The following is an 18,413-nucleotide window of genomic DNA, read 5'->3' on the forward strand; positions in this document are numbered from 1 at the left end:
CGTTACTGGAACGCCGTTTCCGAGAAGCTTCGGAGCTTTCGGGAATGAAGGCGCTCGGACGGCATGGCTGCCAGCTTCTCCAGGGCGCGGATGCCAATCGTCAGGTGCTGTGACACCTGCCGTTTGTAGAACTCCGTGGCCATTCCCGGCAGCTTCAACTCGCCGTGCAGCGGCTTGTCGGATACACAAAGAAGGGTGCCGTAGGGCACACGAAAGCGGAAGCCGTTGGCTGCCACGGTGGCACTTTCCATGTCGAGACCAATGGCGCGAGACTGTGACAGCCGCTGAACCGGGCCGCGCTGGTCGCGCAGTTCCCAGTTGCGGTTGTCGATGGTCGCAACCGTACCGGTGCGCATGATGCGCTTCAACTCGTACCCCGTCAGCCCAGTGACTTCCGCGACCGCTTCTTCCAGCGCGACCTGGATTTCGGCAAGGGCGGGAATCGGGATCCAAACCGGGAGATCGTCGTCGAGCACATGATCCTCGCGCACATAGGCATGGGCGAGGACGTAGTCGCCGAGCGCCTGCGTGTTGCGCAAGCCCGCGCAATGCCCCAGCATCAGCCAGGCATGGGGTCGTAGAACCGCCACGTGGTCCGTGATGGTCTTGGCGTTGGACGGACCGACGCCGATATTCACCATGGTGATGCCGCCGTGCCCTCGTCGCTTCAGGTGGTAGGCTGGCATCTGCGGCAAGCGGATCGGCACTGCACCCTCGCGCGCATCGCTTCGGCCGGCATCCGTCACGAGATTTCCCGGTTCCACAAAGCTCTCGTAGCCGCCACCACCTTCCGCCATGAGGCCGCGCGCATAAGCGCAGAACTCGTCGATATAGAACTGGTAGTTGGTGAACAGAACGAAGTTCTGGAAGTGCTGTGGCGCCGTAGCCGTGTAGTGCGACAGCCGATGCAGCGAGTAATCGATCCGCTGTGCCGTAAAGGGGGCAAGGGGGCCGGGCTCGCCGGGCGCCGGCTCATAGGTTCCGTTGGCAATCAGATCGTCTGTGGCATTCAGGTCCGGCACGTCGAACATATCGCGGAGCGGCCGGTTGATGCGGTCAGCCACAGCTCCTTCCACATAGCTGCCTTCCGTGAAGGCGAAGTGCAGCGGAATCGGCGTTTCGGACTCCTGCACAATGATCGGGACGCCGTGATTGCGCATGATGAGACGCAACTGCTCCACCAAGTAATGACGGAAAAGGTCTGGTCGGGTCACCGTGGTGGTATATTGTCCGGGCGCGGGCATATGGCCATAGGCGTGCCGCGAGTCGATCATCGCAAAGGATGACGTGGTGATCGAGATTTCGGGGTAGAAAGCGCGGTATCGGCGCAGAAGATCGCCACCTTGCGCGAGCCCAACAAAGCTGTCTCGCAGGAAGCGCGTGTTGCGCTCGTAAAGCCAGACAAGAGCGTCCACGGCGTCTTCTGCCCGCGTGAAGCTCTGCCGCTCAAACGGATCGGGTCCATGGACCGTTTCGATTGCAGTCGGATAGATTCGCTTTCCCATGACCCACTATAAAGGCTCGCTGCAGGCTATGGGAGAGGCCTAGGCGAGATGTGTGGCAGCCGGTTAACGGCTCAGGGTTGGTCCCACCGGCACGGGTAATCGTTTGCCCAGGTGCAGGAGATCCCGCCGTCGTTGCTGCGCTTGCGACTGGTTTCTGCCACCACCACGGAAAACATCATTCCGAAGATCATCGTCATCAGGCAAACAATGGCGAAGCGGCGGGCGAGCATGGAAGCGTCTCCTGTGAAGATCGAGGAGAGCATGAACACAGGCGACTGAATTGGTGCTGATGCGTGCGTTCATCCACCGTTCAACAAAATTGAGGCCTGGCCTGCGCCACATGGCTCGACCATCCCTTCCGGCGGCGCCATATGCTGGTCCAGCAAAAAGGAGAGCATCATGGCCGACCAGACCAAGCCGATCGAACTCTATTATTGGCCCACGCCGAACGGGTGGAAGATCTCCATCATGCTCGAGGAACTCGGTGTCCCCTACGAGGTGAAGCTGATCAACATCGGCAAGGGCGAGCAGTTCGAGCCTTCGTTCCTCAAGATCGCGCCGAACAACCGCATGCCAGCAATCATCGATCCGGAGGGCCCTGACGGCGAGCCGATCTCCATCTTCGAGTCGGGCGCGATCCTGCAGTATCTCGGCCGCAAATTTGGCCGCTTCTATCCCACCGACGAGCGTAGCCGCGTTGAGGTCGACCAGTGGCTCTTCTGGCAGATGGGCGGCCTGGGTCCAATGGCTGGCCAGGCTCATCATTTCCGTCAATACGCGCCGGAAAAGATCGAGTACGGCATCAACCGCTACACCAACGAGGTAAACCGCCTGTACGGCGTCATGAACAAGCGCCTGGCCGACCGCGATTTCCTTGCAGGAGAGTATTCCATTGCCGACATGGCATCGGTTGGATGGGTGAAGCCCTACAGGAACCAGGGCCAGGACCTCGAAGACTTCCCGAACCTCAAGCGCTGGTTCGAGGCCGTAAATGAAAGACCGGCCGTTCAGCGCGGCCTTGCATTGGCCGCTGACGCGCGCTCGAACCTCGCCGAAGACAAGGAAGCGCAGAAGGTTCTTTTCGGCCAAAAGGCACGCTGATCAAGAATGCGACGGGGGCGGAGCGGTGCCGCCCCTCGCGCTGCTGCCTACATGCGGGTCCACTTCTGACCTCGGCAGATCAGCCCACCGAGGACGCAGCCCTTCATGGAAAGCGAATTCCCGTCCAGCGACGCCTTCCCGGCATAAGTCTTGTTGTTGGCAGGATCGGTGATCTCACCCGAATAGCGGCTTTCACCGTCCGCATTCATGCGTCCGATCCGGCGGCCCTTGTGGGCCCCGCTGCTCAAGGTGATGCAGAAAGCCTTTCCACAAGAGGCGATCGTTGCAGTGGCGCCGCTGTCGGTCAGCCAACGTCCTTCGATGTTGTCGGCTGCGGCGATGGTCGTCAGGCTGAGCGTCGCTGCGATGGCAGCCACAAGAATACGCATGTGATCCTCCCGATGCGACCAGCCCATGGCCGGTCAGGTTCTGCAGCAGCTTAGCAGGGGCTGGAACGGCTGGAAAAGACCCTCAGCGCCAGCTTACAAGAAAAGCAGTCACTCTGACCGGTGTGATTCCTGGTTAGCGAAGCGTGACTTTCCCGTCCCACCGTTTCCATCGCCTTTGAACGAAATGCGAGGCGATACAAGGGATCTCATCCTTAACGGATCCTCACGTTTACGTCTTGTTTTAGCTTTGTTTTCCGCGAGTTAAGCACAAGGTTTAACGGCAAATTCAAGCCGGCGGCGCATTCTGATCCCATCAAAAAGGGCGCCGAACAAACGGTTCTCAGGGGCTAACAGGGATCAAGACAATGGCACGCTTCGAAATTCTGGACGGCACGGTCGGCACGATGGGCGCAACGGCTCAGGCGGACATCTTGTTCGAGTTGGGGCTGATGCACGCTACCGGTCGCGACTGCGAAGTGGATCTGGTCGCGGCACACAAATGGTTCAACATTGCCGCCATCAAGGGCTCCGAACGCGCCGCCGGTTTGCGGGCCGAACTCGCGATTTCCATGTCAAAGGCCGACATCGCCAAGGCGCTGCGAGCAGCGCGCGAATGGATGACCATCCACTGAAGAAAGAGGCCGCTTCAGCCGAAGCGACCCTTTGGAACGACGATGCGGCACGCCTTACAGGTCAGTGTTGCCGCCACTCACGTTGCCTGAACCCATGCGATCAAGCAGATCGTTGATGACGTCCGCACAGGTCTGCAGCGACTCATTTGCCGGGCAGCGAACATCGAGCTTGATCTGACCGTTTTCGTCGGTTTCGATCTGGAAGCGCGCGCCGCGGCGCTCCTGCTGTGGACCCTTGCCGTGGCGAGGCCCGTGCCAGCGCGGACGATCGCGATCCCACCGGCGGCTATGCTCACGATATTCAGCGCGCATCTGGCGGCGCTGGTCGCGCATCTCCTCGCGCCTGCTTTGCCTGTCTTCCATGCGGCCGTCGTCGTCATCGTATTCGGACGCGTCCTGAGACTCTGTTCCAACATTCGAGTCCTGCTGCATCTGCTCATCGTCCCCATCCGGGGTGAGCTCGGCAGGAGGTGGCGGTGGCGCGGCGGAAGGAGCGGTTTGTGCGGGAGCGGGCGCCGCAGGCGGTGCGGCGTTTTGTTGAGCGTAGGCGGAGCCGGCAAGCAGCGCAAGCGCTGCGGCGGAAATGATCAGGTGTTTCATGAGGGCAGAACTCCTTGGGTTTTGGTCTGCTCACCCCAACGGTTCCTGTTTCCGGATTGTTCCTTTGCCGTTCAGCTCATCGCCACATACCGACCTGGCCGGTGGTTGATGGCGAGGATCATGTTGAACACCACCGCACCGATCACCGACAGAACTACCTGCGGGCCGGTGAGCACGGTGAAAGCGACCGCTAGGATGATCAGGTCCACCCCGAGCTGAAAATATCCGGCACGGATGATGTTTCGGTCCTGCAAGAAGAGCGCAAGGATGGTGAAGCCGCCCAATCCAGTGCGATGACGAGCAAGAACCAGCAGTCCCATCCCTTGCAGCGCTCCGCCGAGCAGCGCGGCAAACAGCGGATCCAGAAACTCGAAGCTGATCCACATAGGAAAAGCGCGGCTCATCACCGAAACCAGCACAACGGCGGCGAAGGTCCGGGCCGCAAAGGCCCAGCCCATTCGAGCAACGCCGAAGGCGTAGAAGGGCAGGTTGATCACGAAGAAGATCGTGCCGAAGCCATAGCCTGTCATGTACTGCAGCAGAAGCGCGAGGCCTGCCGCGCTGCCGGCCGTCAGATGCGCATGCGTATACATAACGAGGCCGAGCGCCGCAAAAGCGGTGCCTGTCAGGATGGCGAGCACATCCTCGTAGAGGCGGTGCCGCTGAACGGCAGGATCGGCGCCAGGAAGGGTCATGAGCGCATTCTTACGGCCTCCTGTGGCAACGCAGCAATCAAGCGGTGCTGTTATCCCGTCGCTTCCTCAAAGGTCACCAGCACGACCTTGTCTTCCACCTGATCTCCTTGCGACACGATCGTTGCCACAACCGCATCTTGCGGTGCCGTGATCGTGTGCTCCATCTTCATGGCTTCAAGCACGAGCAGCGGCTGGCCCTTCTGGACCGTGTCGCCGGGCGCAACCCGCACGAGCTTGACGAGCCCCGGCATCGGCGCCCGCAGCCCCCCGGATGCGGCACCGGCGCCGGCAGCCTGGTCGAGAGGGTCGGCATGTGCGAAGTCAAAGCCGACGCCATTCTCGAAAACCGTCAGGTGACCGGGCCAGCGCACCGCCTCGGCGGCGGCATCGGCAGGAAGCGTGATCGCCGCCGTGGAGCCTTCCGGCGTCACCGTCCATCCAGAGCCCGATGGGGCGATACGCGCCTGAACGGCCTCGTCCTCGCCGATCGTGACGCTGCGTGCGACCGGATGGAAATGCGCATAACCGCGCAGCGCCGCCCAAGGATCGGCACGATCCGCAACATCGGAAGCGCCGGCAGCGGCCAGCGCAGCAATGGCGGTGGCACGCTCGCTGGGCTGCCTTCGCGACACCAAGGCCTCACCTTTGCGCTCAATCATGCCGGTGTCGACCTTGCCGGCGGCAAATTCCGCGTCCCGACCAAGCTGCGCAAGAAAATTCTTGTTTGTCACGGATCCCGCAACCCGCGTCGCGTCAACAGCTGCCACGAGCGACTCCAGGGCATCCTCACGCGTCGCGCCATGCGTCACCAGCTTGGCGATCATGGGATCATAGAAGGGCGAGATCGCATCGCCCTGCCGGACACCGGTTTCCACGCGCAGCGAAGCGTTCTCCTGCGGAAAGTCGAGATGGTGCAGTGTTCCGGTCGCCGGAAGAAAGCCTTTTGCGGGATCTTCGGCGTAAAGCCGCGCCTCGAAAGCGTGCCCTGACAGGGTGATTTGCTCCTGGTCCCGAGGCAGCGGCTCCCCTGCGGCCACACGCAACTGCCATTCCACGAGATCGATGCCCGTCACCATTTCCGTGACAGGATGTTCGACCTGCAAACGCGTGTTCATTTCCATGAACCAGAAGCCTTCGGGCCGCAGCCCCGCGGAAGCGTCAACGATGAACTCAATCGTGCCCGCCCCTGAATAGTTGATGGCACGGGCAGCCTTCACGGCTGCTTCTGTCATGGCCTGGCGCATCTCGGCCGTCATGCCGGGCGCGGGGGCTTCCTCGATCACCTTCTGGTGCCGGCGCTGCGCCGAGCAGTCGCGCTCAAACAGGTGCACGGCGTTGCCGTGGTTGTCACCAAACACCTGCACCTCAATGTGGCGCGGCGACAGGATGTATTTTTCGACCAGCACCCGGTCGTCGCCGAACGCCGCCTTCGCTTCGCGCTTGGCGCCTGCCAGCGCTTCGGGAAAGCTGTCGGGATCATCCACCCGCCGCATGCCTTTGCCGCCGCCGCCCGCGCGCGCCTTGATCAGCACGGGATAGCCAATCTCATGCGCCTTTGTGGCGAGCACCACGATTTCCTGCGCTTCGCCATGGTAGCCTGGCACCACGGGCACGCCGGCCTTCTCCATCAGCCGCTTGGCCGCGTCCTTCAAGCCCATCGCGCGGATCGCATCGGCAGATGGTCCGATAAAGGTGAGGCCGGCGGCAGTCACTTGATCCACGAAGTCGGGATTTTCCGACAGGAAGCCGTAGCCCGGATGGATGGCTTCCGCGCCGGTTCGAAGGGCAGCGTCAATAATCAGGTCGCCGCGCAGATAACTTTCACCCACAGGCGAGGGGCCGATATGCAGGGCCTCGTCCGCCATTTCGACGTGCAGCGCTTTTGCATCCGCATCCGAATAAACCGCGACAGTGCGAATCCCCATGCGGTGCGCCGTACGGATCACGCGGCAGGCGATCTCGCCGCGATTGGCAATGAGGATCTTGCTGAAAAGCTTTGTCATCTCGCTCAACCTCACATCCGGAACAGGCCGAACTTGGTGTCCGGAATGGGTGCATTCAGAGTGGTGGCGAGGCTGAGCGCCAGCACCTCGCGGGTTTTTGCCGGATCGATGATCCCATCGTCCCAAAGCCGCGCTGAAGAATAAAGCGGATGGCCTTCGCGCTCATACTTGTCGAGGATTGGCTGGCGGAACGCGGCTTCCTCCTCGGCACTCCATTCACCGCCGCGCCGTTCGATGCCCTCGCGCTTGACGATCGACAGCACCGTTGCCGCCTGCTCGCCGCCCATGACGGAGATGCGCGCATTCGGCCACATCCACAGGAAGCGCGGGGAATAAGCGCGGCCGCACATGCCATAATTGCCGGCACCGAACGAGCCACCGATGATCACGGTGAGCTTCGGCACCTGCGCGGTTGCGACGGCCGTGACCAGCTTGGCGCCGTCCTTGGCAATGCCGCCCGCCTCATACTTCCGGCCCACCATGAAGCCCGTGATGTTCTGCAGGAACACCAGCGGGATCTTCCGCTGGCAGCACAACTCGATGAAGTGTGCGCCTTTTTGCGCGCTTTCCGAGAACAGAACACCGTTGTTGGCGATGATGCCAACCGGCATGCCGTGGATATGCGCGAAGCCGGTGACCAGCGTCGTGCCGTAGTTCTGCTTGAACTCGTCGAGTTCCGATCCGTCCACGATGCGCGCGATGACTTCGCGCACGTCATACGGCTGGCGCGTGTCTTCAGGTACGATGCCGTAGATCTCATCTTGGGAGCGAAGCGGCTGCACCACCTCACGAAGCTTGAGCGGCATCTCGCTCTTTCGATTCAGGTTTCTGACGATCCGCCGCAGCTGAGCGAGCGCATGTTCGTCGTTGAGCGCGTAATGATCCGCCACGCCAGACAAACGCGTATGCGTATCCGCCCCGCCGAGGTCTTCCGCCGACACCACTTCGCCGGTCGCCGCTTTCACCAGCGGTGGGCCGCCAAGGAAAATCGTCGCCTGGTTCTTCACCATGATCGTTTCATCGGACATAGCCGGCACGTAAGCGCCGCCGGCGGTGCAGGAGCCCATCACGCAAGCGAGCTGGGGAATGCCCTGGGCGCTCATATTGGCCTGGTTGAAAAAGATGCGGCCGAAATGCTCGCGGTCAGGGAAGACCTCATCCTGGTTTGGCAGGTTGGCGCCGCCCGAATCCACTAGGTACAGGCAGGGCAGGTCGTTTTCCGCCGCAATCTCCTGCGCCCGCAAATGCTTCTTCACGGTGAGTGGATAATAGGTCCCGCCCTTCACGGTCGCGTCGTTGACGACAATCATGCACGGCGTGCCCTCGACCATGCCGACGCCGGCGATCATTCCGGCCGACGCGATGCCACCGCCATACATGTCCCACGCCGCGAATTGGCCGATCTCCAGAAACGGTGAACCGGCATCCAGCAGCTGCGCCAAACGCTCGCGCGGCAGGAGCTTGCCGCGTGCAGTATGGCGCTGCCGAGCTTCTTCCGGGCCGCCTTGTTCCACGATCGCCGCCTTGTCCTTCATCTCGGCCACCAGCGCGCGCATGCGCTCCGCATTAGCCTTGAAGGCTTCGGACGACGGGGAGATCTGTGTCTGGATCACGGGCATGGGATCAGCCTTCTTCCATCATTTCGCGGCCGATCAGCCAGCGGCGGATTTCACTGGTGCCGGCGCCGATTTCGTAGAGCTTGGCGTCGCGCAGCAAGCGGCCGGTTGGATAATCGTTGATGTAACCGTTGCCGCCAAGCAGCTGGAGGGCATCCAGCGCGCACTGCGTGGCTTTTTCGGCGGCGAAAAGGATGCAGCCGGCAGAATCCTTACGCGAGGTCTTGCCGTCGTCGCAGCCCCGCGCAACCGCGTAGACATAAGCGCGGCAGGCGTTCAGCGTGGTGTAAAGGTCGGCCATCTTGCCCTGCACGAGCTGGAACGATCCAATCGGCTGGTCGAACTGCTTGCGCTCGCGCACGTACGGCACGGCCACGTCGAGACAGGCAGCCATGATCCCGAGCGGACCGCCCGACAGCACAACCCGCTCGTAATCGAGGCCGGACATCAGCACCTCGACGCCGCGCCCTTCCTCGCCCAGCACATTGTCGTAGGGCACCTCGACATCCTCGAAGACCAGCTCGCCGGTGTTGGAGCCGCGCATGCCGAGCTTGTCGAGCTTCTGCGCAATGGAGAAGCCGGCCATGTCCTTTTCGATCAGGAAAGCCGTGATGCCGCGCGATTTCCGCTCCGGATCCGTTTTTGCATAGACCACCAGCGTTTCGGCATCGGGACCGTTGGTGATCCACATCTTGGTGCCGTTCAGCACATATCGGTCGTTGCGCTTTTCGGCGCGCAGCTTCATCGAAACGACATCGGAGCCTGAACCGCTTTCCGACATCGCAAGCGCACCGACATGCTCACCCGAGCAAAGCTTCGGCAGATATTTGGCTTTCTGCTCGGCCGAGCCCCAGCGATTGATCTGGTTGACGCACAGATTGGAATGCGCCCCGTAGGAAAGTCCGACGGATGCGGATGCTCGGCTGATTTCCTCGACCGCCACGACATGGGCGAGGTAGCCCATGCCGGAGCCCCCGAATTCGGGATCGGCGGTCATCCCCAGCAGGCCGAGCTCGCCCATTTCACGCCAAAGCGGCGCTGGAAACTCGTTGCTTCGGTCGATTTCCGCCGCCTGCGGGGCGATGCGCTCCTGCGCAAAGCGGCGCACGGTGTCGCGCAGCGCTTCGAGATCTTCGCCCAGGCCAAAATCCATGCTGTTTGCGTACATGCTGCCTCTCGCTCAGGTTCAATGATGGGGAGCCGCGCCGACGAGGCGCAGCGTCATGATGAGATATCTAGCAATCAGTTCATCCACCGAAAGCCGGTCCTGCGGCCGGTACCAGACGATCACTCCGGTAATCATCTGAATGATGGCCATGGTGGTCAGCCCCGCGTCCTCGATCGTGAAGCGGCCTGCCGCCATCCCGTCCTGCAGGATGGTGCGAAGCTGTGCCTCGTAGCGGGAGCGGAGATCGAGGATCACCGGCAACTGGCCTTCGGAAAGCGACCGCAGCTCGAGATTGGAGACGTGGGTGGTTTCGCGCCGTTCCAGATGAAACCGGATGTGGTGCTCGACGAAGTCAGCCAGCCTCGAAGCTGGCTCCAAGCCTGCTTGGGCGCGCTTTGCTTCCCAGGAAGACAGAAGCTCTTCCATATGACGGGCCATAAGCTTGAAGAGCAGATCCTGCTTGTTGGGAAAATAGCGGTAAAGAGCAGCTGCCTGCACGCCCACCTCGGATGCGAGCTGGCGCATGGCAACCGCTTCGAAGCCGTGGCGCGCGATCAAGCTTGCCGCCGCAATGCGGATTGCAGCCTCTGTTTTCCCGCCCTCGGATCCCGTTGTGCGCGCCATCCGTTCCTCCGGCGGCAGCAATAAAACGAACGTTCATTTCTTTCAAGAGTGCTGGTTCTGTGGCCCATGGGCAACGGTTGTTTGGGAAAGCGGCTGCGCATCGCGCTTAGCGTTTTCGCTTAAGTCGCAGTCACGTAAGGTTTTGCGGTGATTTGGGGGAACCACTATGGGCAAACAACCACTTTCAGCGGCACTGACGGGCGGCATCATCTTGGCGACCGCCGTGTCGGCGCAGGCCGGCGGCTTCAATCGCGGCGCAGCCAACCTTGATCCGCTCTACAACGCTGGCGGGTTCGGCATCTACTCGACAGCGATTTACGTGTCGCCCGGCCGCTCTTATTCGAGCGTGAACAGCCCCGTCACCGGCCCTTCGGGCTCCGTTGAATTCGGTGAAGACTACTGGATCCCGTCCGTTTCGGTCGGTGGTCGTATCGCAGGCGGCCTGAGCTGCGCCGGGTCCTATACGCAGCCTTATGGCGCGGACGCGAAATATTCTGGTCCGATCACGTTCCATATCGCCGAGCAGTCGCTCGAAACACATGAATACGGCCTTACCTGCGCCTATGGCTTCGACGTGGGCAAGGGCCGGCTATCGGTTATCGGCGGGGGCTTCTACGAAACGGTGGAGTTCACGCAAGGGCGCAACTTCATCGGCATCATTCCGGGCGTAACGGATATCAGCCTGCTCCAGGTCGAGTCAGACACCTTCGGTTACCGGCTTGGGCTTGGTTATGACATTCCGGAAATCGCGCTGAAGGCACAGCTGCTTTATCGCTCCGAAACGAACCACGACGATGCCACCGGCAACTACACGAACACGCCGTTCGCAGCTTTGGCGGTGCTGACCGGTGCGCCACCCGCTGTTGCCGGCGCTCTTTATGGCACAGCCACCAGCGCCACGGCTCGCACCGGCGCTTCCTTGCCGCAAAGCCTCGAGCTGAACCTGCAAAGCGGCATCGCGCCTGGCTGGCTCGCCTTCGGTTCGGTGAAATGGACCGACTGGAGCGTCCTTCAGAATCTGATTGTCACCGAAGGCGTCGCCGGACGCCCGTTCTCGTCCACGCAGTTCTTCTTCAAGGACGGCTGGACGATCAACGGCGGCATTGGTCACCAGTTCAACGAGAAGCTCGCCGGTCAGGTCTCGCTCACTTGGGACAAGGGCGTCAGCACCGGCTGGGATACGCTGTACGATACGTGGACGATTGCAGGCGGCCTCGGCTACAACGCCACGGACAAGTTCCAGCTTCGTGCCGGCGCAGCGGCGATCTACTTCGAGGATGGCCTGAAGGATCAGCGGTCAAGCGCTACCGACTACACCGCAGTATCGCCATCTGAATGGGGCTATGCGCTCCAAATCGGCGCGACCCTTAAGTTTTGATCTGACCCGCCAGCTTGCCCAGCAAGGGCAGGCTCAGCCCTTCAAGGACGATCATCCGCCTTGATGATCGTCTTTTATTGTGCGGCGCTGCTTGCCGCCGCCAGGGCGCGGGGCAGGGCTTCCGCAAACAGCGCGATCTCCCCTTCGGGTCCACAGCTCACGCGGATGCAGCGGTCGAGTACCGGCGCCATCGGCTTGCGAATAAAGATCTGCTGTTCCGCCAGATTTCTCAGCACCCGCGTGGCAAAGGCGCCATCGCTGCCGCAGTCGATCGCAACGAAATTGGTTGCGGACGGCAGCGCGACCAAACCGTTGTCACGGCTGATCGTGACGAGTTCCTGCCGGCAGGCCTGCAGCTGAAGGACCACATCCTTTAGGAACGCGTCGTCGCCGAGGGCCGCGAGAGCCGCGACCTGAGTCATGTGCGATACGCCAAAATGGTTACGCACCTTGTCGAAGGCCCTGATCACCTCCGGCGCGCCGATGGCATAGCCGCAGCGCATTCCGGCGAGCCCATAGGCCTTCGAAAAGGTCCGCATGCGCAGAACGTTGGGACGGATCGGGTGCAGCGCGGGGAGAACGCTCGGTGGTGCGAACTCACCATAGGCTTCATCGAGAACCAGCAGCACATCCTCGGGCAGCGCCTCCATGAAGGCAGCAACCTCGTCTGCGGGCCACCAGCTGCCCATCGGATTGTCAGGATTAGCCAGGTAAAGAATTGCGGGCTGAAGGGTTCGTGCGGCTTGCAGCAGCGCTTCAAGGTCCTCGCGGTCATCTCTGTAGGGCACGACATGCAGGTGAGCGCCGAAGCCAGCGACATGGTAGTTGAAGGTGGGGTATGCGCCGAGGGATGAAACCACTGTAGAGCCTGGTTCCGCGAACAGCCGCACGACGAGACCCAGCAGTCCGTCGATGCCTTCGCCTACGGCGATATTCTCTGCTGAAATGCCGTTCCGCGCTGCGAGCGCCTGCCTCAGATCATGGCTCTCCGAATCGCCGTATTTCCACATCTCCCCAGCCGCCAGGGTCATCGCCTCGGCCACGCGTGGTGAAGCGCCGAAACCGTTTTCGTTGCCGCCAAGACGAGCGCGGAATGGGCGACCGCTGGCGCGCTCCTGCGTTTCCACTCCAACAAAGGGGACGGTCTGAGGAAGGCTTTGGGCAAGCCTGGTCAAGCGCGGTGCCATGTGGGGGAACCCTCCTAAAGGAACGTAAGGTGCTTAGCTGCCGCTTCGGCCGGCATCAACTCGGGTGATCAAAAGAAAAGGCTCGGTGTTTCCACCGAGCCGAGTTCCACCCTTGGGAGGTTGTGGGTTGATCAGAAGTCGCGCTGGAAGCGCAGGATGCCGGTGTATTCCTCGGAGAACGTGTCGTAGGCGACTTCCGGGGTGATCGACATTCCAGTGACGGGGGCGAAAGGCGCGCCGAGGGAGAATTCCCACTCGTCGTCCGAACCCACCAGCGTGTCATTGTCGCTGAACCACTGCGCCGTTCCGACGATGGCAAACTTCGTGCCCAGCGGCACGGACGCGCCAGCCAGCACCGACCATTCGGAAATGAAGCCGTTCGGCGAGATGATCGAGTAGTCGCCGGCGACGCCGTCATCATCCGAAGAATAGAAGCCATCGAGCGTCAGCTTCACAGCCGTGTCGGGGATCGCGAAGCGCGCCCCGATCTTGGCACCCCAGTTCTCGTCCACGCCGTCGTACCCGGCCATGGCGCCGATCGAGCCCCAGCCGCGCGTGAAGTTGACGCCGCCTTCGAAATTGGTGTCCCAATCGGAGTTGTCGTCATTCTCCACCGCCGCCACGATGGCGGTCAGGCCGTTGCCGCTGTCATAGGTGTAGGAAATTTCACCCGAGCTGTTGAAGCCATAGCGGCCTTCGTAAATGGTGGGACCCGCATAGCCGAGGAAACGCGAATACGGCGTATCGCCGTAGCCAACCAGGATGGTGCCGTTCGCGGTCGCCAGCGAGATCTGCATGTGGTCGAGATAGGTTGCGTTGTCGGCCCCGCTGCCCTCCAGCGTATCCCACTGGGCGTAAATGCGGGCATAGCCTGTCAAAGTACCAAGCTCGGTTTCCGACTTCACCGTAAACTCTGGTGCGAAGCGCGCACGCTTGCGATAGCCGTCAACGTTATCGCCGTACTGGTCGCCGCCAAAGTCGCTCGATCCGATGCTTGTGATCTCGTAACGGTAGTAACCGCTCACCTTCAGGCAGGTTCCCGTTCCGGGAATATAGAAGTAACCGGTGCCGTAGACGTCGCAAACGCGAACATATTCCATTGGCTCGGGTTCTGCGATCACCACTGCATCAGCGGCATTCGCGCTCGTCGCCGCGCCGAATGCGGCAAGAGAACCGAGCAAGATCGTCTTTATATACATAGAGTGCTCCAGAAGCGCATTGTTGTGGATGCCGGAGGCTTGCTGGCGTCCCCTCTCGGTCCCCCGACCGGTGGCGCTTCTTGCCCTTTGGTGAAGTGAGTAAGATCTGATTTGCGGGTCTTCGCAATATACATCGCCGCGCCAACCGCTTCTGTTTCGTTGAATGTGACTGTTTTGTTGTAAGCAAGTAACAAGAGCTTCAAGTGCTTGGCAGGACTGCGGAAGACCTAGGCAGGGTGGCTAAAAACTGGCTGCTGCTGATCTGGGCGGATGCTTAAACGGGAGGCAGGGGAGCGTCGCCCTCCGTGTGCTCACATTCAGGAAGGGAAGAAGTGTGACTTGCTCCGACCTTGCTAGGTCAGCAGGCTGCTCGTCCTAAGCTGACGGTGCTGCGACTCACGTCCGAGCTGTTCTTCCGGCAAGAGGCGGCTCGACGGAGTTGAACGCGCCGGATTCACCGTGATTCCAGCTCCCTTCACCCCAAACGGATGCGCTGAAGCCCCGCAACAGAGGCCCAGTCCTTAACGAGACCTTACCCCGCCCCCCGATTTCGTGGCTTTTGTGCAACAAGGTGTTTGGATAGAGGCGATTGCAAGGGGCTGCCGCCACAATCTCGGTTGAACGGCGTGTGGGGCTGGGTAAATGTCTGCCTCGAAGAAGGGGCGTGCAGACGCAGCTTTTTCGGCCATAGGGGATGGGGCAGGGAACGCTGTCCTTCAGCAAAATACCCAGACCCACTATCAACTTTGACTGGAGGTCAGAAAATGAACATTAAGAGCCTGCTTCTCGGCTCCGCAGCGGCGATGATCGCTGTCTCCGGCGCACGCGCCGCTGACGCGATCGTTATCGCTGAACCCGAGCCGGTCGAATACGTTCGCGTCTGCGACGTTTACGGCACCGGCTACTTCTACATCCCGGGCACCGAAACCTGCTTGAAGATCGGTGGCTACTTCCGTTACGAAGTTCGCGCCTCGTTCGACGACTTCAGCAACGGTCAGTACGGTCAGGTCGACGAAGGCTACGGCAAGCGCGCTCGCTTCGCTCCGACCTTCACCGTTAAGTCGGAAACCGAACTCGGCACCCTGACCGGTTATGCTCGCTTCTACGCTCAGTGGGACACGTGGGATAACTCCTCGACCGGTTTCCCTGAAGGCCGCAGCAGCAATGCAACGACCATCGACCACATGCAGATCTCGCTTGCGACTGCAAACGGTACGTTCCTCGTTGGTAAGGGCGACACCCCGTACTCCCGTTTCCTGGGCTATGCTGGTCCGACCATCTACGAAGGCCGCTACGGCTTCAACAACTCGGGTGAAATCTCCTACACCTACACCGGCGCTAACGGCTTCTCGGCCATTATCGCTGCTGTTGAGAACACCGCGAACAGCGACTGGGACACGAACTTCGAAGGTGGCGTGAACTTCAAGCAGGGCTGGGGCTCGATCGGTGCGATCGCCGGTTACGACGCAGTTCGCGAGAACTGGGGTGCCAAGGTTGGCCTCCGCTTCACCGTTCCGAACACCGCTGTGAAGCTCAACCTCGACGGCTTCTACTCGTCGGATGACGATGGCGTGGCTGGCGTTTACTCGATCATCTCGCCGAACGGCGCGATTGCCGAGTACTCGGTTCTCGCTGGTGCCGCTTTCGCTCTGACGGAAAAGGTCGGTCTGGCTGCAACCGCTCAGTGGTTCTCCGACAACGACACCTTCGTGGGCTCGGACGACGAGTGGGAATTCTCGCTCGGCATGCCGATCTCCCCGGTTTCCGGTCTGTCGATCACGCCTGAAGTTGCTTACGACACGTTCTCGGAAGACTTCACTGGCATCCTGCGCTTCCAGCGCTCGTTCTAATCCGCTCTCCAGAGCAGATTGCAGGAAGGCCCGGCTCACGCCGGGCCTTTTCTGTTTTGGGGCAACGGGACCGGCCTAACGTCCTGGAGATCGAGGAGGGGACGACGAAAAAGGCCCCCGAAGCGATCTGCTCCGGGAACCTCTAATTGCAAAAACTCGGAAGTGGCGGTGGACTACCGTCCGTTGGACAGATCCGCCGCGATGTCGGTCGCACCGGACAAGCGCATCTTGTAGACTTGGTAGTTTTCCATCACGCGCTGCACGTAGTTTCGCGTTTCGGTGAAGGGGATCCGTTCCACCCAGTCGACGACGCTATCAACATCCTTGCCGCGCGGGTCGCCGTAGCGTTGCGCCCATTCCGCCGCACGGCTCGGTCCGGCATTGTAGCCGGCGAACGTCATCACATAGGATCCGTTGAAGCGGTCGAGCTGCGTGGAAAGGTAGGCAGCGCCAAGCGTGGCGTTGTAGCCGGCGTCCGCCGTCAGCTTCTGTGCTGAATAAGCAAGCCCGCTTTTTCGCGCCATCTCCTTTGCCGTTCCAGGCAGAAGTTGAAGCAATCCCCGCGCGCCGGCGCCCGAAACTGCCGAAGGATTGAACTCGCTTTCCTGTCGCGCGATCGCATAGGCGAGGGCTTTGCCTGCGCCTGACATCTTGGCCGAAGCCGGAATGGCTCCGGTCGGATGCGCAAGGGCGCCGACATCAAGACCGCGTTGGCTGGCAACCTTCCCGATTCGCAGCGCCAGATAATGGTTGCCGCGCTTTTCGGCTTGCACGGCGAGCAGCGCCAGTTCGCCGGGGCTCGTCAGCTGTTCCGCCAGATCGCGATAAAGAACATCGGCACGCCATTCGTAACCGGCTTGTTCCAGCCGCTGGATCGCCTGTACCGCTTCACGACCCGCAAAGTTCTGGCGGTCTGTAACGGTGGGGGAGGGATAGTCGGCAACGATCGACTGCCGTCCGAGCTTGGCCGATGCAAGTTGGCCGTAATAGGTGGTGCCGTAACGCGCCGACTGTTGGTAGTGCGTGCGCGCGTCGCCCGGGCCGCCGGCTTCGGCCGCGCGTCCAAGCCAGTAATGCGCTCTTGCCAGCGAAATCGGTGTGCTGGACAGCTGGGCGATGCGGCCGAAATGAGCAGACGCGGTTCGCGCATCGCCCAAACTGCGCAACGCGTACCAGCCCGCGTGGAACTCCGCATCAGCGGCACTTGTGGCGCTTTCCGCCGAATGGGCAGCGGCAACCTTGTAAGCAAGGTCGGGTTTGCCGATGTCCAGCAGTTCGCGGGAAAGCACACGCCGCTCCACCCACCATGCGTCGGGATCGATAAGTGAAGCCCGATCTTTCGGCGCGCTCAGCATCGCCGCTGCGGCAAGCGTGAACTTTTCAGCACGCCGCAGGGCCTTGGCCTGTGCGAAATAGAAGCCCGTCTTGCGCTGGGCTGCCGGAACGGCGTCTAGCAGCTTGGTGGCGTTTCGGTCTCCGCGGATCACGGCCGACCAGGCAGCGCATAGTGCCTGCGCGCCGGCGAGCTTGGCGACGCGTTCGGCCGAAGTGATGCGGTCGTGGAAAAGCATCTGCTCCATGCGGACACGGTGGTCTGCCTGTGTCAGGACCTTGCTGCCAAACTCGCGGATGATGGCCTGTTCGTCGGCCGCCTCGAGCTTTTCCTTGTGCCAGAACGGCGCCAAAACAGCGCGCGCTCTTTTTGTGTCGTTGAGCGCGAGATGCGCGCGCGTCAGCGTCAAGGTTCCCGCGAGCGTCAGTGGCGCCGTTCCGCCAAACGCATTCACCACGACCTGCGGCGCGGCGTTCTCGCGGGCGAGTGCGCGCTCGCTGTTGCGCCGGAAGCTCGCCATCCCCGGCCAGTTGGGCAGCATGGCAGCCGCCTGAGCGATTTCGTTGCTTCCGACGGAGGGATCGGCTGAGAGCGCAATGGCCCAGGCAAGGATATGGCGATCGATCGACTGAGCAGGCAGGCTGTCGCGAACCGCGCGGGCTCGGGGAACATCCCTGGACGCGATTGCATCAAGTCCGTTCTTCAGTTGGGTGATGCTTCCGCCGCGCTGAAGCGGCGCGGAAACAGACGTGCGGGTGGGCACAGATCCGGTTGTTGTCTGCGTATCCACATAAGCATTGATGTTGGGACGCGCACTTGGCGTAGGCGCTTTGCCAAGGTCGAAGGCATGGGCGGGATGCAAAGCCGGTAGAACGGCCAGAAGCATACCGGAGAAACCCAATGGCAGGAGCGTGCGAGGCTTCATGTCGTTGTTTTTCCAGTACCAAGCGAAAGGGAAGGGAGCGGTCAGCCGTTGATTAAGGGTAAGTGCGCATCGTGAAGAGTGCGTAAACGGATGCGGGCGACGCCGCGGGATCGGAACATCTCTGTCTTCCGTGTCAAGACTATGGTGCCCGCCGCTGGGATCGTCTAGAAGGCTTCGCTCGCTGCTGCCGGCGGCACAACCCGTGGAG

The 18,413-nt window shown here is 61.4% G+C and carries 16 protein-coding genes; 4 read left to right on the forward strand and 12 right to left on the reverse strand.

What is annotated here, in order from left to right:
- Nucleotides 1-2: 2 nt before the first annotated feature.
- Together J5Y06_RS09725 and J5Y06_RS09730 are read right to left on the reverse strand one after the other, a co-directional pair.
- On the reverse strand, nt 3-1,505 hold the full coding sequence (locus J5Y06_RS09725) for an AMP nucleosidase (protein ID WP_209334928.1): 1,503 nt from the start codon (nt 1,503-1,505) through the stop codon (nt 3-5).
- A 71-nt stretch (nt 1,506-1,576) separates the two neighbouring features.
- On the reverse strand, nt 1,577-1,735 hold the full coding sequence (locus J5Y06_RS09730; protein ID WP_209334929.1) for a hypothetical protein: 159 nt from the start codon (nt 1,733-1,735) through the stop codon (nt 1,577-1,579).
- Nucleotides 1,736-1,904: 169 nt separating this feature from the next.
- Here J5Y06_RS09730 and J5Y06_RS09735 point away from each other — a divergent pair, with 169 nt between their 5' ends.
- The gene (locus J5Y06_RS09735; RefSeq protein WP_209334930.1) at nt 1,905-2,606 is read left to right on the forward strand and encodes a glutathione S-transferase N-terminal domain-containing protein; all 702 of its coding nucleotides are present in this window, start codon (nt 1,905-1,907) and stop codon (nt 2,604-2,606) included.
- A 47-nt stretch (nt 2,607-2,653) separates the two neighbouring features.
- On the opposite strand, the gene J5Y06_RS09740 is transcribed toward J5Y06_RS09735, so the two are convergent.
- Nucleotides 2,654-2,995 carry a DUF2147 domain-containing protein gene (locus J5Y06_RS09740; protein ID WP_209334931.1) on the reverse strand — a complete coding sequence of 114 codons (342 nt, stop codon included), beginning with the start codon at nt 2,993-2,995 and terminating at the stop codon, nt 2,654-2,656.
- Between the two features lie 365 nt (nt 2,996-3,360).
- On the opposite strand from J5Y06_RS09740, the gene J5Y06_RS09745 reads away from it, so the two are divergent.
- Nucleotides 3,361-3,627: an SEL1-like repeat protein gene (locus tag J5Y06_RS09745; protein WP_209334932.1), complete on the forward strand. Its 267-nt coding sequence runs from the start codon at nt 3,361-3,363 to the stop codon at nt 3,625-3,627.
- A 54-nt stretch (nt 3,628-3,681) separates the two neighbouring features.
- Here the strand turns inward: J5Y06_RS09745 and J5Y06_RS09750 are convergent, their stop codons facing one another.
- From J5Y06_RS09750 to J5Y06_RS09775, 6 genes are all read right to left on the reverse strand, one after another.
- On the reverse strand, nt 3,682-4,227 hold the full coding sequence (locus tag J5Y06_RS09750) for a hypothetical protein (RefSeq protein ID WP_209334933.1): 546 nt from the start codon (nt 4,225-4,227) through the stop codon (nt 3,682-3,684).
- A gap of 71 nt (nt 4,228-4,298) precedes the next feature.
- Nucleotides 4,299-4,922 (reverse strand): YitT family protein, encoded by a 624-nt coding sequence (locus J5Y06_RS09755; protein ID WP_209334934.1) that lies wholly within the window; start codon nt 4,920-4,922, stop codon nt 4,299-4,301.
- A gap of 50 nt (nt 4,923-4,972) precedes the next feature.
- Complete coding sequence (locus J5Y06_RS09760) at nt 4,973-6,925, reverse strand: acetyl-CoA carboxylase biotin carboxylase subunit (protein ID WP_209334935.1); 1,953 nt, start codon at nt 6,923-6,925, stop codon at nt 4,973-4,975.
- An 11-nt stretch (nt 6,926-6,936) separates the two neighbouring features.
- Entirely contained in the window at nt 6,937-8,544 is a 1,608-nt protein-coding gene (locus J5Y06_RS09765) for a carboxyl transferase domain-containing protein (protein WP_209334936.1), read from the reverse strand.
- A gap of 4 nt (nt 8,545-8,548) precedes the next feature.
- Nucleotides 8,549-9,709, reverse strand: a complete 1,161-nt coding sequence (locus J5Y06_RS09770) for an isovaleryl-CoA dehydrogenase (protein ID WP_209334937.1) — start codon at nt 9,707-9,709, stop codon at nt 8,549-8,551.
- Nucleotides 9,710-9,727: 18 nt separating this feature from the next.
- The gene (locus J5Y06_RS09775; RefSeq protein WP_209334938.1) at nt 9,728-10,333 is read right to left on the reverse strand and encodes a TetR/AcrR family transcriptional regulator; all 606 of its coding nucleotides are present in this window, start codon (nt 10,331-10,333) and stop codon (nt 9,728-9,730) included.
- Between the two features lie 166 nt (nt 10,334-10,499).
- Here J5Y06_RS09775 and J5Y06_RS09780 point away from each other — a divergent pair, with 166 nt between their 5' ends.
- Nucleotides 10,500-11,711, forward strand: coding sequence for an OmpP1/FadL family transporter (locus tag J5Y06_RS09780; RefSeq protein ID WP_209334939.1), 1,212 nt, complete (start codon nt 10,500-10,502; stop codon nt 11,709-11,711).
- A gap of 74 nt (nt 11,712-11,785) precedes the next feature.
- On the opposite strand, the gene J5Y06_RS09785 is transcribed toward J5Y06_RS09780, so the two are convergent.
- Together J5Y06_RS09785 and J5Y06_RS09790 are read right to left on the reverse strand one after the other, a co-directional pair.
- Complete coding sequence (locus tag J5Y06_RS09785; protein WP_209334940.1) at nt 11,786-12,898, reverse strand: pyridoxal phosphate-dependent aminotransferase; 1,113 nt, start codon at nt 12,896-12,898, stop codon at nt 11,786-11,788.
- A 131-nt stretch (nt 12,899-13,029) separates the two neighbouring features.
- Nucleotides 13,030-14,097, reverse strand: a complete 1,068-nt coding sequence (locus tag J5Y06_RS09790) for a porin (RefSeq protein WP_209334941.1) — start codon at nt 14,095-14,097, stop codon at nt 13,030-13,032.
- A 764-nt stretch (nt 14,098-14,861) separates the two neighbouring features.
- Between J5Y06_RS09790 and J5Y06_RS09795 the strand changes: the two genes are divergently transcribed.
- Entirely contained in the window at nt 14,862-15,947 is a 1,086-nt protein-coding gene (locus J5Y06_RS09795) for a porin (protein WP_209334942.1), read from the forward strand.
- A gap of 173 nt (nt 15,948-16,120) precedes the next feature.
- Here J5Y06_RS09795 and J5Y06_RS09800 read toward each other — a convergent pair whose 3' ends face one another.
- Nucleotides 16,121-18,205 carry a lytic transglycosylase domain-containing protein gene (locus J5Y06_RS09800; protein ID WP_245247715.1) on the reverse strand — a complete coding sequence of 695 codons (2,085 nt, stop codon included), beginning with the start codon at nt 18,203-18,205 and terminating at the stop codon, nt 16,121-16,123.
- Nucleotides 18,206-18,413: the final 208 nt, after the last annotated feature.

The organism is Tianweitania sediminis (assembly GCF_017813335.1).
In the GTDB taxonomy this organism is placed as follows: domain Bacteria; phylum Pseudomonadota; class Alphaproteobacteria; order Rhizobiales; family Rhizobiaceae; genus Tianweitania; species Tianweitania sediminis.